This is a genomic window from Mesorhizobium sp. M0862 (assembly GCF_040319795.1).
GTDB lineage: Bacteria > Pseudomonadota > Alphaproteobacteria > Rhizobiales > Rhizobiaceae > Mesorhizobium.
In genome coordinates this window covers 143,284-157,028 of record NZ_JAMYOJ010000006.1, presented here as the reverse complement: position 1 = coordinate 157,028, position 13,745 = coordinate 143,284, and the positions used below count along the sequence as shown (strand labels likewise).

The 13,745-nt window shown below is 61.9% G+C and carries 17 protein-coding genes and 1 tRNA gene; 8 read left to right on the top strand and 10 right to left on the bottom strand.

Features of this window, described 5'->3' with window-relative positions:
- Positions 1–359: 359 nt before the first annotated feature.
- A complete protein-coding gene (locus NKI15_RS11600) occupies positions 360–1,409 on the top strand; it encodes a threonine aldolase family protein (RefSeq protein WP_023728416.1) in 1,050 nt (349 codons plus the stop codon).
- Between the two features lie 18 nt (positions 1,410–1,427).
- Complete coding sequence (locus NKI15_RS11595; protein ID WP_023747133.1) at positions 1,428–2,324, top strand: MBL fold metallo-hydrolase; 897 nt, start codon at positions 1,428–1,430, stop codon at positions 2,322–2,324.
- Here the strand turns inward: NKI15_RS11595 and NKI15_RS11590 are convergent.
- The gene (locus NKI15_RS11590; RefSeq protein WP_023701029.1) at positions 2,321–3,085 is read right to left on the bottom strand and encodes a sulfite exporter TauE/SafE family protein; all 765 of its coding nucleotides are present in this window, start codon (positions 3,083–3,085) and stop codon (positions 2,321–2,323) included. The two genes, NKI15_RS11595 and NKI15_RS11590, sit on opposite strands and share 4 nt — an antisense overlap.
- Before the next feature lie 157 nt (positions 3,086–3,242).
- A complete protein-coding gene (locus NKI15_RS11585; protein WP_023671202.1) occupies positions 3,243–3,710 on the bottom strand; it encodes an Hsp20 family protein in 468 nt (155 codons plus the stop codon).
- 458 nt (positions 3,711–4,168) lie between these two features.
- Between NKI15_RS11585 and NKI15_RS11580 the strand changes: the two genes are divergently transcribed.
- The 4 genes from NKI15_RS11580 to NKI15_RS11565 all read left to right on the top strand — a co-directional run bounded on the left by NKI15_RS11580 (position 4,169) and on the right by NKI15_RS11565 (position 6,662).
- The gene (locus NKI15_RS11580; protein ID WP_023683237.1) at positions 4,169–5,128 is read left to right on the top strand and encodes an alpha/beta fold hydrolase; all 960 of its coding nucleotides are present in this window, start codon (positions 4,169–4,171) and stop codon (positions 5,126–5,128) included.
- A gap of 164 nt (positions 5,129–5,292) precedes the next feature.
- Positions 5,293–5,463, top strand: coding sequence for a hypothetical protein (locus NKI15_RS11575; protein ID WP_023683236.1), 171 nt, complete (start codon positions 5,293–5,295; stop codon positions 5,461–5,463).
- 3 nt (positions 5,464–5,466) lie between these two features.
- Positions 5,467–5,706: a DUF1127 domain-containing protein gene (locus NKI15_RS11570; RefSeq protein WP_023683235.1), complete on the top strand. Its 240-nt coding sequence runs from the start codon at positions 5,467–5,469 to the stop codon at positions 5,704–5,706.
- A 125-nt stretch (positions 5,707–5,831) separates the two neighbouring features.
- Positions 5,832–6,662, top strand: coding sequence for a helix-turn-helix domain-containing protein (locus NKI15_RS11565; protein ID WP_023683234.1), 831 nt, complete (start codon positions 5,832–5,834; stop codon positions 6,660–6,662).
- A 12-nt stretch (positions 6,663–6,674) separates the two neighbouring features.
- Here the strand turns inward: NKI15_RS11565 and hisN are convergent, their stop codons facing one another.
- Both hisN and NKI15_RS11555 read right to left on the bottom strand, forming a co-directional pair.
- Positions 6,675–7,448 (bottom strand): histidinol-phosphatase, encoded by a 774-nt coding sequence (gene hisN, locus NKI15_RS11560; protein ID WP_023683233.1) that lies wholly within the window; start codon positions 7,446–7,448, stop codon positions 6,675–6,677.
- A gap of 337 nt (positions 7,449–7,785) precedes the next feature.
- Positions 7,786–8,727 (bottom strand): N-formylglutamate amidohydrolase, encoded by a 942-nt coding sequence (locus tag NKI15_RS11555; protein WP_023747131.1) that lies wholly within the window; start codon positions 8,725–8,727, stop codon positions 7,786–7,788.
- Positions 8,728–8,891: 164 nt separating this feature from the next.
- Between NKI15_RS11555 and cpdR the strand changes: the two genes are divergently transcribed.
- Both cpdR and NKI15_RS11545 read left to right on the top strand, forming a co-directional pair.
- Positions 8,892–9,254, top strand: coding sequence for a cell cycle two-component system response regulator CpdR (gene cpdR / locus NKI15_RS11550; RefSeq protein ID WP_023671195.1), 363 nt, complete (start codon positions 8,892–8,894; stop codon positions 9,252–9,254).
- Positions 9,255–9,368: 114 nt separating this feature from the next.
- Positions 9,369–9,443: transfer RNA gene (locus NKI15_RS11545), tRNA-Val, on the top strand.
- Positions 9,444–9,650: 207 nt separating this feature from the next.
- Here NKI15_RS11545 and NKI15_RS11540 read toward each other — a convergent pair.
- The 6 genes from NKI15_RS11540 to gmd all read right to left on the bottom strand — a co-directional run bounded on the left by NKI15_RS11540 (position 9,651) and on the right by gmd (position 13,745).
- Positions 9,651–9,938 carry a DUF982 domain-containing protein gene (locus NKI15_RS11540; RefSeq protein ID WP_245260022.1) on the bottom strand — a complete coding sequence of 96 codons (288 nt, stop codon included), beginning with the start codon at positions 9,936–9,938 and terminating at the stop codon, positions 9,651–9,653.
- Positions 9,939–10,050: 112 nt separating this feature from the next.
- Complete coding sequence (locus NKI15_RS11535; protein WP_348524465.1) at positions 10,051–10,473, bottom strand: DUF982 domain-containing protein; 423 nt, start codon at positions 10,471–10,473, stop codon at positions 10,051–10,053.
- Between the two features lie 64 nt (positions 10,474–10,537).
- Positions 10,538–11,002, bottom strand: a complete 465-nt coding sequence (locus NKI15_RS11530) for an Hsp20 family protein (protein WP_023671192.1) — start codon at positions 11,000–11,002, stop codon at positions 10,538–10,540.
- 406 nt (positions 11,003–11,408) lie between these two features.
- Entirely contained in the window at positions 11,409–11,615 is a 207-nt protein-coding gene (locus NKI15_RS11525; protein ID WP_023686425.1) for a hypothetical protein, read from the bottom strand.
- An 81-nt stretch (positions 11,616–11,696) separates the two neighbouring features.
- Positions 11,697–12,665 carry a GDP-L-fucose synthase gene (fcl, locus tag NKI15_RS11520; RefSeq protein ID WP_023704026.1) on the bottom strand — a complete coding sequence of 323 codons (969 nt, stop codon included), beginning with the start codon at positions 12,663–12,665 and terminating at the stop codon, positions 11,697–11,699.
- A 9-nt stretch (positions 12,666–12,674) separates the two neighbouring features.
- Positions 12,675–13,745, bottom strand: a complete 1,071-nt coding sequence (gmd, locus tag NKI15_RS11515; protein ID WP_352886113.1) for a GDP-mannose 4,6-dehydratase — start codon at positions 13,743–13,745, stop codon at positions 12,675–12,677.

The window sequence follows — 13,745 nt, the reverse complement described above, 5'->3', positions numbered from 1 at the left end:
ATCGTACAGGCCACAGCCGAGCCGTCTACCCGTCGCTCGCGGCAACGGCCGGAGTGGCCCAAATGATACGCCAATCCAGCCTGACTTGTGCGACAAAATAAGACAGCACTACTGTCCTAAATTTTTATGTCAGAAATCCTGGGCGTACACAAGACCGATTCACCAAATTCTTGGACGTTTGGCGACAGAAAATTACGTCGGGCGCTGTCGAAACGAAATTTCGGTCCCGGCACTCCTTCGTGATCGCCTTTGGCTTTACCGCTTTTTCAGCCCTTGGCCCTTGCGCGTCAAACCCCGAAACGGCCATGGTCGCGCTCTTGTCGCAACCAGACTTTCTCAACCAGACAGGGACTTTCCTGATGTTCTTTGCATCCGACAACTGGGCGGGCGTCCATTCCAACATTGCCGCCGGGCTGTCAGCCAACGCCGGCGGCTTTTCGACCGCCTATGGCGATGGCGATCTCGACCGCGCCGTCTACCAGCGTTTCAGCGAGATCTTCGAACGCGAGGTCGCGGTGTTCTTCGTCGCTACCGGCACGGCGGCCAACTCGCTGTCCCTGGCCGCTTACAACAAGCCCGGCGGCATTTCCTTTGCGCACCGCGAATCGCACATCATCGAGGACGAATGCGGCGCGCCGGAATATTTCAGCGGCGGCTCGCGTCTCCATGCTGTCGACGGCGCCCTGGGCAAGATCGATCCGCACAATCTTGAACGGGCCGTCGCCCGTTTCGCACCCGAAATCGTCCATTGGGGACGCCCGACGGCCGTCTCGATCACCCAATCGACCGAAGTCGGCACAGTGTACGGGCTCGACGACATTTCCACCATTTCGGAGATCGCCAAACGCTTTTCCCTGCCGCTGCATATGGACGGCGCCCGTTTTGCCAACGCATTGGTCGCGCTTGAGACGACGCCGGCCGAAATGACCTGGAAGCGCGGCGTCGATATCGTCTCGTTCGGCGGCACCAAGAACGGCTGCTGGTGCGCCGAAGCGGTGGTGCTGTTCGATCTAGACCGCGCCAAGGAGCTGTCCTTCCTGCGCAAGCGCGCCGCACAGCTGTTCTCCAAGTCGCGCTTCATCGCAGCGCAGTTCGACGCCTACTTCACGGACGGCCTGTGGCTGGACATGGCCCGTCATGCCAATGCCATGGCCGCGCGCCTGGCGGCTGCGATCGAGGATTCGGCAACGGCTAAGCTCGCCTGGTTGCCGCAGGCCAACGAGGTGTTCGCGGTGATGAAAAAGGCGGAAGCCGAAAGGCTGCAATCCCTCGGCGCCGCCTTTTACGACTGGCACAGGCCGCACGGCTTCGACGGCCATGTCGGCGACGACGAGTTGCTCTATCGCTTCGTCACGAGCTTTGCCACGACTTCAGATGAGGTCGATCGCTTCGGGCAGATGATCGCCTGAACCCGCGAGACCGCGCCAATGACAAAGCCACCTCTCGGCTCAACCATGCGGCTGGTTCGCCCGGCGCCAAACGTGCTCGGCTTCTACGATGGCCGCGTTGACGGCGTTCGCGCCTGGTCGGACGAGCCGAACTGGCTGGACGACGGCGCCTATGCCCTCGGCATCTGCACCTATGCGATCGTCGATGGCTCGCAGGCGCTTGTCTACGACACGCATATTTCGCTGCCTCACGCGCGCTTCATCAGGCAGACGCTCGAAGACATGGGCGCAACATCGATCCGAGTCGTGCTCAGCCACTGGCATGACGATCATATTGCCGGCAATGAGGTGTTTCAGGATTGCGAGATTATCGCCAACACGCTCACCGCCTCGGCGCTCGCGAACAACCGGGCTGAGATCGAAAGCGGTGTTCCACCGATCAAGCCTCTCGTGCTGCCGAACAGGACCTTCGCAGGCAGTCTTGACCTCGCCGTTGGATCGATCGCCGTCGAACTGCGTCAGGTCGAAATCCACAGCCATGACGGCACGGTGCTGTTCATGCCCGAAACCGGCCTGCTCCTGGCGGGCGACACGCTGGAGGATCCGATCACCTATGTCAGCGAGGCGGATCGGCTGGCGCAACATCTGGTCGATCTCGAACGCATGGCCGGCTGGTCGATAGACCGCATCTTGCCCAATCACGGCTCGCTCGAAGCGATTGAGCGAGGCGGCTACGACAAAGGCCTCATCGCCGCGACGCAAGCCTACGTTCAAAAACTGCTTCGCTGCCGGCGTGAGCCTGATCTTGCGAAGCAGGATCTGAAAACCTGCGGCGCCGACATATTCGCCACGGGCGCGGTCGAGTACTTCGCGCTGTACGAGCCCGTCCACCGGCAAAACGTCGAGGCCGTTCTCGCAACCGGCACCGATCGCTAAGCAAGGAAAGGCCGCGCCAAAAGCTCGAGGCCAAGCAAGATCAGGAAAATAAGAAACCAGCGCCGGAAGGTCGCCGGGCTGATCCGCTGCCGGAGCAACTGTCCGAGCCACATGCCGAGCAAGGCCGGCGCAACCGCCAGCGACGACATGGCGACATGCCCGACCTGGAACGCGCCGTGCGAGGCAAGGCCGGCAGCGAGCGCGATCGTCGACACGGTGAAGGACAGGCCGAGCGCCTGGATCAGATCGTCACGGCTCAAGCCCAGCGCCTGAATGTAAGGTACAGCGGGCACGACGAACACGCCGGTGCCGCCGGTGACGATGCCGGTAAGGAAACCGACGATGGGCGACGACCAGCGCTCGGCTGACGCGGGAACCGTCAACTGCCGCGCCAGCAGCGTATAGACGGCATAGACGATCAGCGCCGCCCCGAGGCCGGCCGTCGTCCATTTGACATTGTCGCTGGCCAGCAGCCATGAGCCGGCCAGCGTGCCGGCGACGATGCCGACCATCATCAGCCACAGCCGCCTGAGGATCCATCCGAAGCTCGGGCCGGCAAACAGCTGCCAGATATTGGTGACGAAGGACGGCACGATCAGCAGCGAAGCCGCGGCGACCGGCGGCATGATTGTGCCCAGCAGCCCCATCGCCAACGTCGGCAGTCCCATACCGGTAACGCCCTTGACGATGCCGGCCAGCAGGAAGGTCACCGCAATGGTTGCCGTTAGGGCCAGGGAAAAATCAGCCGAAAGATCAGACATCGCCCTTCATGGGAAGACGGCGCCCGCCGCAAAAGAGCCAGAACTCTTCGGTTGGGGTGACAGAGGCTGCGGCGAAAAAAAGCGGCGCCTCGCGGCGCCGCTTTCGTCTCGGGAGGAGACGCTTTCAACCTTGGGCGTTGTGACGCCGCCCTCTTGATCACGCGGCGTTCTTGGCCTCGATCTGCTTGGCGTTGGCCGAAGAGGCGGTAATCGCGATCTTGCGCGGCTTCAGCTCCTCGGGGATGTTGCGCTTAAGGTCGACGAAAAGCAGGCCGTTCTTCAGGGTGGCGCCGACGACCTCGACATGGTCGGCAAGCTGGAAGCGGCGCTCGAACGAACGCGAGGCAATGCCGCGGTAGAGCAGCTCGGAGCCTTCGCCATTGCCCTCTTCCTTGCGCTCACCCTTGACGGTCAGCACGTTGCGGTGGGCTTCGATCGAAATCTCTTCGTCCGAGAAGCCGGCAACCGCCATCGAGATGCGATAGGCGTCCTCGCCGGTGCGCTCGATGTTGTAGGGCGGATAGGTCTGCGCGCCATCGGGCTGGGCCAGCGAGTCGAGCATGGTGAACAGGCGGTCGAAGCCGACGGTCGAGCGATAGAGTGGGGAAAAATCAACGTGACGCATGAGGTGTTCTCCTGTTGAGCAACATGTTTGCGTGTGGCCGGTGCGAAACCCTGGAAAGGCGTTTCGGGTGGACCAGCAGCCCCGACATCGGCGGCTGCATCCGACATTTGGGGAGCGCAAAAGCGCATTTCAAGGATTTTTGAAGAGCGCCAATCGAGGCGTCGATGAACGGCAGATGAACCGCTGCTTCGGCGCCCGTTCAGCCGGCCGGCGCTAGAGTGCCCCCAGGATAAAGAACCAGGCGGCGCCGGATGAAAGCGCCGCGACGAGGCCGACCGGGTGTAACGTCCCTTCCTCCCGGATCGACAGAGGCCGGAAGCACGCCGCCGCAGGCTGCTTCCGGCCTTGCTTGTTGTTCGTCCGCCCCCTTGGCGTCCTCCCTTTGCTTTTCATCCATTGGCGTCTATCACCATGCCGACGCCCTGCCGGGTGAGACACCACGAAGACGCAAGCGCCTAATGACGGATCTCTTCCATCCCACGCCAGGCAATCCGCCGCCGCAAAATGTCGCCGGCGGCTTTTTCACCACGCGCGACGGCAAGAAGATCCGCTACGGCCTGTTTGCCGCGGTCACCCGGCCGCTGAAAGGCACCGTCGTGCTGCTGCCCGGCCGCAACGAGTGCATCGAGAAATATTTCGAAACCATCCGCAACCTGACCGACCGCGGCCTCGGCGTCGCCACGCTCGACTGGCGCGGCCAGGGCGATTCCGACCGGCTGATCGCCGACCCGCAACGCGGCTATGTCCGCTCCTTCTACGATTACACCGGCGACCTCGAACAGTTCTTCGAGGACATCGTGCTGCCCGACTGCCGCGGCCCGTATTACATCCTCGCCCATTCGATGGGCGCCGTGATCGCGCTGCTCGCGGCGCCGTCGATGGTCAACCGGGTGCGTCGAATGGTGCTGATTGCGCCTTTCCTGACGGTGCCCGACTCGCCCGTGTCGGCAAAAATGGCGCGCCGCGTCTGCTCGGTATTGTGCTTTCTCGGCTTCGGTCGGCTCTACGCCGCCTGGGGTCCGCGTCCCAGGGAAACCCTGCCCTTCGCCCTCAACAAGGTGACATCGGACCCCGGGCGCTATCAGCGCAACACGAAAATCTACGAGCACTATCCGCAACTGGCGCTCGGCGGGCCGACGATCCGCTGGCTGCAGGCGGCAATCAAGGCAGGCGAAGCCATCAGCGAGCCCGACTTCATGGCCAGGATCCAGGTGCCGCTGCTGATGATCGCCGCCGGCGCCGATCAGGTCGTCTCGACCAAGGCCGTGGAAGCCTACGCCAGGCGTCTGCGCCTCGGCTCGCTGCTGATGATCGATGGCTCGAAACACGAGATCCTGCAGGAGGCCGATGTCTATCGCGAGCAGTTGCTCGCCGCCTTCGACGCCTTCATACCCGGCAACGACGACCCCACAGCCTGATGCCACCGGCGCTGCATGTTGCGGCGCCTTGAGCTTGCGCCTGCTGACAGCCTTCTGTCAGGAGCAGCGTCGGCAGCACACAAAGAGCTAAAGATTCTGACAGCCGGTGCCGCCCCGGAATGCTCATCTCTCCGTGTCGAACCGAACGCCAAGGAGATGACGTCATGACCGAGAAAACCTGCGCTGCCTGCGATTGCCAGCTGGACGCCAATCCGATCCGCGTCAAGGTCGGCGGCAAGACCGTCGAGGTCTGCTGTGAGGAATGCGCGATTGCGCTGAACGAAGCCGGCGCATCAGTGGCCGGCGCATCAGTGGCCGGCAACGGGGAAGCCTGAGCGATGCGCCCCGATCATGCAGCGGCGGCGCAATGCCTCGCACATCAGCCGACAACTCAAACCGCGACGTTCCGGCGGTCCTTGCGGACACAAGGCATCGCGGCGGCCAACTGGATCGGCCGTCAACTGGAAAGGCGCCGAAGCCGCCTTGCCTTGCTCGAAATGACCGACGAACAGCTCAAGGACATCGGCCTGTCGCGCAGCCAAGCTCACTGCGAATACATGCGCCGTTTGTGGGACTGAGCCATGGCCGTACGAAGGGCCCGACAGGTGAAGTCTCCTGACAGGTTTGGACAAGCCAATCGCCTAATGTGCCGGAGCAGCTTTCGGCGCAAGGGTAGAATGCAACGGCCATGTCTCAGCTCACCATGTCGCAGTTCACGGTACAGACGCTTCTGGACACCGGCACCGTCAGGGTGAGGGATGTCCTCTGCAGCGGCGAATGCCGGCACAAGAGCGAAGAAGAGTGCACCGCTGCCACGCATCTTGTGTTTCCCTATCGCGGCGTCTTCGTGCGCCATGTCGGCCGCAACGATGCGGTCGCCGAAGCCAACCAGTTGTTGTTCTTCAACAACGCCGAAGGCTACCGGATCAGCCATCCCGTCGAGGGTGGCGATTCCTGCCTCGATCTCGTTGTCGAGGAGGCGCAACTGCAGGAGCTGACGCCGAAGGAGCAGTTGCGCTCGGGCAGCGCCGTGGCGTTTCGTCGTCAGCGCCGCCGCATCGACCCGCGGGCTCAGGCGCTGGTGGCGGTGCTGCGCTACAGCCTGAGCCGCAACATTGCCGAAACGCTGGAGGCCGAAACCCTGGCGCTGACGCTGGTGCGGCGCTCCCTCGGCGAGAGCACCTCGCATGCCGCCGGCGCCAGCGCTGGCCGGCAGAAGCTGGTCGATCGCGCCAAGCTCGTCCTGTCCTCGGATCTTTCGCGGCGCTGGACGCTGGCCGAGATCGCCGCTGAAGTCGGGGTATCACCGGTTTATCTCACGCAGGTTTTCCAGCAGGTCGAGGCGATGCCGCTCTATCGCTACCATCTGCGCCTGCGGCTGGCGCGCGCGCTCGACCTGCTTGGCCGCTACGACAATCTGACCACGCTCGGCCTGGACCTCGGCTTCTCCAGCCACAGCCATTTCAGCTCCGCGTTCAGGCAGGTCTACGGGCGAACGCCGGCGGAATTCCAGCGCTCGATCAAGCCGCGCTGATCGGGTCGACTATCAGCCCCGCAGGGCTGCCATTGCAGCCGCATGAAGCTCCGGCGTTGCGGCGGCCAGGATGTCGCCGCCCTTTTCCGCCGGACCGCCCTCGAATGTGGTGACGACGCCGCCGGCCTTTTCGATGATCGGGATCAGCGCCACGATGTCGTAGGGTTTCAATCCGGGATCGGCGACGATGTCGACGCTGCCCGAGGCAATCATGGCAAAGGCGTAGCAATCGGCGCCGTAGCGGGCGAGCTGGATCTGTTCCTCGAACGCGTCGTAGCGGGTGCGCGCCTCGCCCTTGAAAAGCGCCGGCGTGGTGGTGAACAAGGTCGCCTCGTCAAGCTTCGTCCTCTTGCGGGTCGACAGCTTCCGCGGCCCACCGGGGCCTTCGTAGTGGGAGCCGGAAGCGTTGGCGTAGAACAGCTCGCCGGTGAACGGCTGCGCCATCATGCCGGCGACGGCGTCACCGTCGACCGTCAACCCGACCAGCGTTCCCCACACCGGCAGGCCTGAGATGAAGGCGCGGGTACCATCGATCGGATCGATCACCCAGACATGCCTTGAGGAGATGTTTTCGCTGCCATGTTCTTCGCCAAGGATACCGTGATCGGGATACTCAGCCGAGATCAGCGCCCGAATGGCGCGCTCGGCCTCGCGGTCGGCCTCGGTGACCGGGTCGAAACTGCCTTTTTCCTTGTTGGCCACGGCGCCCTGTGCGCGGAAACGCGGCAAGGTTTCAGCCGCCGCTGCTTGCGCGATCCGGCGCATGAAATCGATGCTGATGTCCACGTGATTCTCCCGCATTACAGAGTGCCAACCCGGTCTGCCGGCACTTTCCCGCCAAAACAAGCCGGTTTATCGATTTATCAGAGACATCAGCGTTGCTGAAATGTCACACATCGGGACCATCGAAACGCATTTTCACATCAGAGTGAATTAAAAAAGCGTGGGATCGATTGACATTTGTGCATCGCACAATAAATTTGTTCTCGGACAGGTTTTCCTGTCCATGCCCTCCTTGGGCGTTTCCTCCCTAGACTTCGACCGTGTCGTGCAAACGATGCGGTCTTTTTTTACGCTGCGGGATGGCCAGCGCGGGATTGCATGAACAGCCGCCGCTCCGGCGTCATTCGGCGGCCAGCGGCAGGTCGACGAAGTGGTGGTCGGGCATCGCCATCAGGTCGGCCGAAAAGCGCGCCATATCGTCGCCCAGCGCATCGAAGCCGGCCGATTTCTGGAACGTCCGCTCATTCATGTAGAGGCCGCGATTGACCTCGATCTGCAGCGCATGCAGATGGCGCGCCGGCCGGCCGTAATGCTCGGTGATGAAGCCGCCTGCATAGGGTTTGTTGTGCGCGACGGTGTAGCCCATGCCGATGAGCAGGCCGATCGCCGTCTCGGTCAGGGCCGCCGTGGCCGAGATGCCGAAACGGTCGCCGACGATGAAATCCGGCCGCAGGCCGCTGTCGCCCACCCTGATGCTCGCCGGCATCGAATGGCAGTCGATCAGCACGGCATAGCCGAACCTGGCATGGGTTCTGGTCAAAAGCCGCTTCAGCGTCTCGTGATAGGGTTTGTAGACCACCTCTATGCGCTGGACGGCCTCCGCCAGCGGCAGACGGCCGGAATAGATGTCGAGCCCCTCGCCCACCAGCTTGGGCACGGTGCCGAGCCCGCCGGCGACGCGCGCCGAGCGGATGTTGCAGAAGGACGGCACCGGCTCGGCGAACATGCGCGGGTCGAGTTCCCAGGGTTCGCGGTTGACGTCGAGATAGGCGCGCGGAAAATTCGCCGCCAGCATCGGCGCGCCCAGCGCCACCGCGCTGCCGAACAGCTCGTCGACATAGCAATCCTCGGAGCGGCGGATGGCGTTCCGGTCGAGCCGCGCCATGGCCAGGAAGCGGTCTGGATAATAGCGGCCGCTATGCGGTGAGTTGAAGACGAAGGGAACGCGCTGCTCGGCGCCCGATCGGATTTCGAAGGGTGGAACGACCGAAAAATCTTCGGCTGCCGTCGTCAATTTGAACGAACCCGGAAACAGCAATGCATCATGATGGGAAACTGCCACCTCATCGGCCGCATGTCCAGCATTTCGGCATGTCAGGAACCCCGTCAAATCAGGATTAATGCCGCCAACGTTCACTTGATGTTTACCGTCAGCTCCTCATATACAGGATGGTTAACGGGCTTGCCGGACGGCAGGCTTGGCTGGGGTGATTCGGACGGGACAAGATGGCACGCATTCTGCTGGCGGAAGACGACGACGACATGCGCCGGTTCCTGGTCAAGGCACTGGAGCGGGCCGGCTACCACGTCAGCGATTTTGACAATGGCGCCAGCGCCTACGAGCGGCTGCGCGAAGAACCTTTCTCCCTGCTGCTGACCGATATCGTCATGCCGGAGATGGACGGCATCGAACTCGCCCGCCGCGCCACCGAGATCGATCCCGACCTGAAGGTGATGTTCATCACCGGTTTCGCGGCCGTCGCGCTCAACCCCGATTCCAAGGCGCCGAAAGACGCCAAGGTGCTGTCCAAGCCCTTCCACCTGCGCGATCTCGTCAACGAGGTCGAAAAAATGCTGCAGGCCGCCTGAAGCACGCACAGTGTGATCTCGCCGCTTCGTCGGCGGCGCGACAAAACGAGCCTTTCTTTCCCTTTCCGGCTATTGACGCGCTGGACCAAAAATGGTGTATGCGCGGCTTCGGATGGGCGTGTAGCTCAGCGGGAGAGCACTGCATTGACATTGCAGGGGTCACAGGTTCAATCCCTGTCACGCCCACCATCCTTTCAATAACTTAGCCAAGCCCGTTTTTGGCGCACCCCTTCGACGACTTAGCCGGTAAGGCGGCCACCGCTTGTGGCAGCCGCCTCGTGTTTGTGGACATTCTAATGCATGGCGCTCAAAAGTGGCCCCGGTTTTGAGACGACGACATGCATAAAAACAAAGACCTAAAGCGCGTCGTCTGAGTCCGTTCAAACGCGACGCGCTTTAGACGTGGTGCGGGCTTAGCGTCCTTGAAGGCGCAGGCTCGATGCCGTCCTCCATAAGAATATCCTTCTTGCGAGCGAACGCGACGAAGACGCCTCGTGCTGTCTCGGGTTCCACATCACCAATCAGAGCGGCTTTGCAAGCGCGAATAGCAGCTCTCTGCTCCGGGCTGTTGCCACACCATTCGGCTGCGAATTGATAGGCATCTGCGACCGTGTTGAGTTGGCGGGGAAAGCCCAATCCCACCCACACCCGGACTGGCTTTTCAAAAGGTTTCGATAGCATCATGACCTCCTTTCCTAATGCATGTCACCCAGAAGTATGCCGCCGTTCTGGGACAACGACATGCATCAAAACAAAGACTTAAAGCGTGTCGCATGAATCCGTTTCGCGACGCGCTTTAGGCAGTCACTCCTCCGCCTTCGCCACCTCTGCCCATCATCCACGGCATTGTCGTGGATACTTCCTCAAGGATTCTGGCTGCTTTCGCAAAACCGCTGAACGCGTCTCTGGCTGCGGAAAGCGGATAATCGCTATCGAAAGCTCGCTGGCAGGCCCGCAATGCGGTTTGGTGAATGGGGCCGCGCCTGTCCTTCGGCCATTCATAGAGGAACTCCAGAGCGTCCTCGAGACACGTGATTTCCTGAACAAGGTTGTCGCCGCTTTTCACGAAAACGGCGCTGTCAAACATCCGATCGTTCATATGATCCTCCAAATCGAACGAACCATTGAGTTTCATGGTTTGCGCGGTCCAGGCCAACTGCAGGCGCGCGACAGAGGCGCGCCAGTAGGTCCTGCAGTGATCATCTTCGTTTCTCCGCAATCACAGCCTCCCGGCCGGAACCGGGAGGCGGACCCGCAGTTCAAAGTGTGACAGATCGACAGGATTACGCGGCTTTACGCGCGCGGTCCGTGTCTTGCGTGATCTGAGTGGCGGCCGTTGGCGTGTCGCCCACGCCGATGCTGATGCGGCGCGGCTTCAGCTCTTCGGGAATCTCGCGGACAATGTCGATCGAGAGGAGGCCATTCTCCAGTTTGGCTGCCTTGATCTTCATGTGGTCGGCAAGCTTGAACGTCTGCCTGAAACTGCGGTAGGCAATGCCCTGGTGCAGCAGCTGGCGTCCGCTCTGATCATCAGCTTTCTGGCCTACCACGACCAGTTCGGGTCCATGCTGGGTCAGCTCAACCTCATCTTGGCTGAAGCCTGCGATGGCCATCGAGATACGGTAATCGTTCTCGTCGACCTTCTCGATGTTATAGGGCGGCCAGTCCGGACGCGTGCCGCTGTCGAGCATGTCGAAAAGCCGGTCGAAACCGACGGTGGTCCGATAGAGGGTATCAAAGGTTCTCATAGCCACATCCTCCTTGAAGCAACATGGGTACAAGGACGCCGCCCCGTGCGGCGCCGCCATTTTTTGCCGAGCCTTATGGCCTTGGCGGAAATCGAATTAGGAGGCGCCCCAAATGAGTTCAAGAGCATCTCGAATTTTTTTTAGTAGCATCCTTCGCATCGACGGAAAGCGAAATCTGAGTTTCTCCGGGACCTTCCCTTCGAACAGTCGAACAGCCCCTTGAAGTACAGATCCGGCGGGAAGTTTTCGCGCGATCTGCGCGACCGCATCGTCTACTGCCCCGCCGTCCCGTTTCGTATTAAAATGCCGGCCAGCAAGGAACCGGGTAGCGGCCTTCCGACCGTAAATCCACCCTGTCGGGGGACGAAACGTCCCGGCACGTGCCGGGACGTTTCTGGCTCGCGGATCACTGTGGCCGCGGATCGGGCCTGTCGGGCTTGTCATGAGGGGTGTTGTTGCCTTCACGGCACGGTGTGCCGATGCCGCAGCATTTGCCGTTGTAGGTGACACCGGGCTTGGTCTTCTCGCATTCCCTCGGCGGTGCCGTCTGACACCCTGCCAGCACCGAAACCGCGATGGCGGCGAGAAAGACGTTTCTTGAAGTGATAAACATTGACGTTCTCCTTGATGGACCGTGTTTGCTACACACCGCTTGGTCGCGGGCGGCAGCGAAATGGTTCAAGGAAAATTGGAATCAGGCCGCGCCGAGGCGGACATCACCCTTCTCAACATGGTTGAGAAACCACGCATATGTCTGTTCCAATCCACCGCGAAGCGCGTAGCGGGGGCGCCATCCCGTCGCAAACAGCCGCGAAACATCCATCAACTTGCGCGGCGTGCCGTCTGGCTTGGTCGTATCGAAGGCGATATCAGCCTCGACGCCGACGACCGATGCGACGGTCTGGGCAAGCTCGGCAATGGTGACATCCTCTCCCGAGCCGACATTGACGTGGCCGTCGCCGGCATAATTCTTCAACAGCCAGACCAAGGCATCGGCGGCGTCGTCGACATGCAGGAATTCACGCCGCGGCGTGCCCGAGCCCCAGACCTCCAGGCTGCTGCCACCGCTCAGCGCCAGCGCATGCGCCTTGCGCATCAGCGCCGGTACGACATGGCTGCTCTGCAGGTCGAAATTGTCGCCAGGACCATAAAGGTTGGCCGGCATCGCCGAGATGTAGTCGACGCCATGCTGGCGCCGATAGGCCTGGCACAGTTTGAGCCCGGCGATCTTGGCGATCGCATACCATTCATTGGTGGGTTCGAGCGGACCGGTCAGCAGCGCGTCTTCCCTGATCGGCTGCGGCGCGAGCTTTGGATAGATGCAGGACGAGCCGAGAAACAAAAGCTTGCCGACCTCGCTGCGAAAGGCGCCGTCAATGACATTGCCCTGCATAACCAGGTTTTGCTGCAGGAAATCGACAGGGAACCGGTCATTGGCCAGGATACCGCCGACTTTGGCGGCCGCCATCACCACCGCATCCGGCCTGTGGTCGGCCATCCAGCGCCGCACCCCCGCCTGGTCGAGCAGGTCGAGCTTGTCGCGCGATATGGTGAGTATCTCGCAGTCCTCGCTCGCCAGCCGGCGCACGACGGCCGAACCGACCATGCCACGATGCCCGGCGACGAAGACACGCTTGCCCTTCAGTTCAAATGTCGCGTCCATCGGCCTGCCTCACGCAGAACGGCTGTTCTGCCGCGTGCCGCCGGCCGCGCGTGCCAGATCGGCCTGCACCATTTCCGTCACCAGATCCCTGAAGCCGGTCGTGTGCGACCAGCCGAGTCTTGCCTTGGCCTTGGCGGGGTCACCGAGCAGCAGATCGACCTCGGTCGGCCGGAAATAGCGCGGATCGATACGGACCAGGACAGTGCCCGAACCGGCATCGACACCGACTTCATCGACACCCTCGCCTTGCCAGCGGATGCTGCGTCCGGTCTCGGCAAAAGCCAGTTCGACGAATTCGCGCACGGAATGCGCCTCGCCGGTCGCCAGCACGAAGTCATCGGCTTCGCTGTGCTGCAGAATGCGCCACATGCCCTCTACATAGTCGCGCGCATGGCCCCAGTCACGCTTGGCATCGATGTTGCCGAGATAGAGCGTGTCCTGCAGGCCATGATGAATCGAGGCGACGGCCCGTGTGATCTTGCGAGTGACGAAGGTCTCGCCGCGTGTCGGGCTTTCGTGATTGAACAGGATGCCGTTGGCGGCGAACACGCCGTAAGCCTCGCGGTAATTGACCGTGATCCAGTAGGCGTAAAGCTTGGCCGCGGCATAGGGCGAGCGCGGATGAAAGGGCGTGGTCTCGCTTTGCGGGACCTCGCGCGCCTTGCCATAAAGCGCCGACGTCGAGGCCTGATAGAAGCGCACCGACTTCTCCAGGCGCAGGATGCGGATCGCCTCGAGCAGCCTGAGTGCTCCCAGCGCATCGGCATTGCCGGTGTATTCCGGCGTCTCGAAACTCACCTGGACATGACTCTGGGCGCCGAGATTGTAGATCTCGCCGGGCTGTGTCTCCTGCACCAGGCGAATAAGGTTGGTGGCGTCGGTCAGGTCACCATAATGCAGGAAGAAACGCGCACCGCGCTCGTGCGGATCGACATAGATGTCGTCAACGCGCTCGGTGTTGAACGAGGACGAGCGGCGTTTGACGCCATGGACAATATAGCCCTTCTGCAGAAGCAATTCTGCGAGATAGGCCCCGTCCTGCCCGGTTACACCGGTGATGAGCGCCACTTTTTCCGTCAT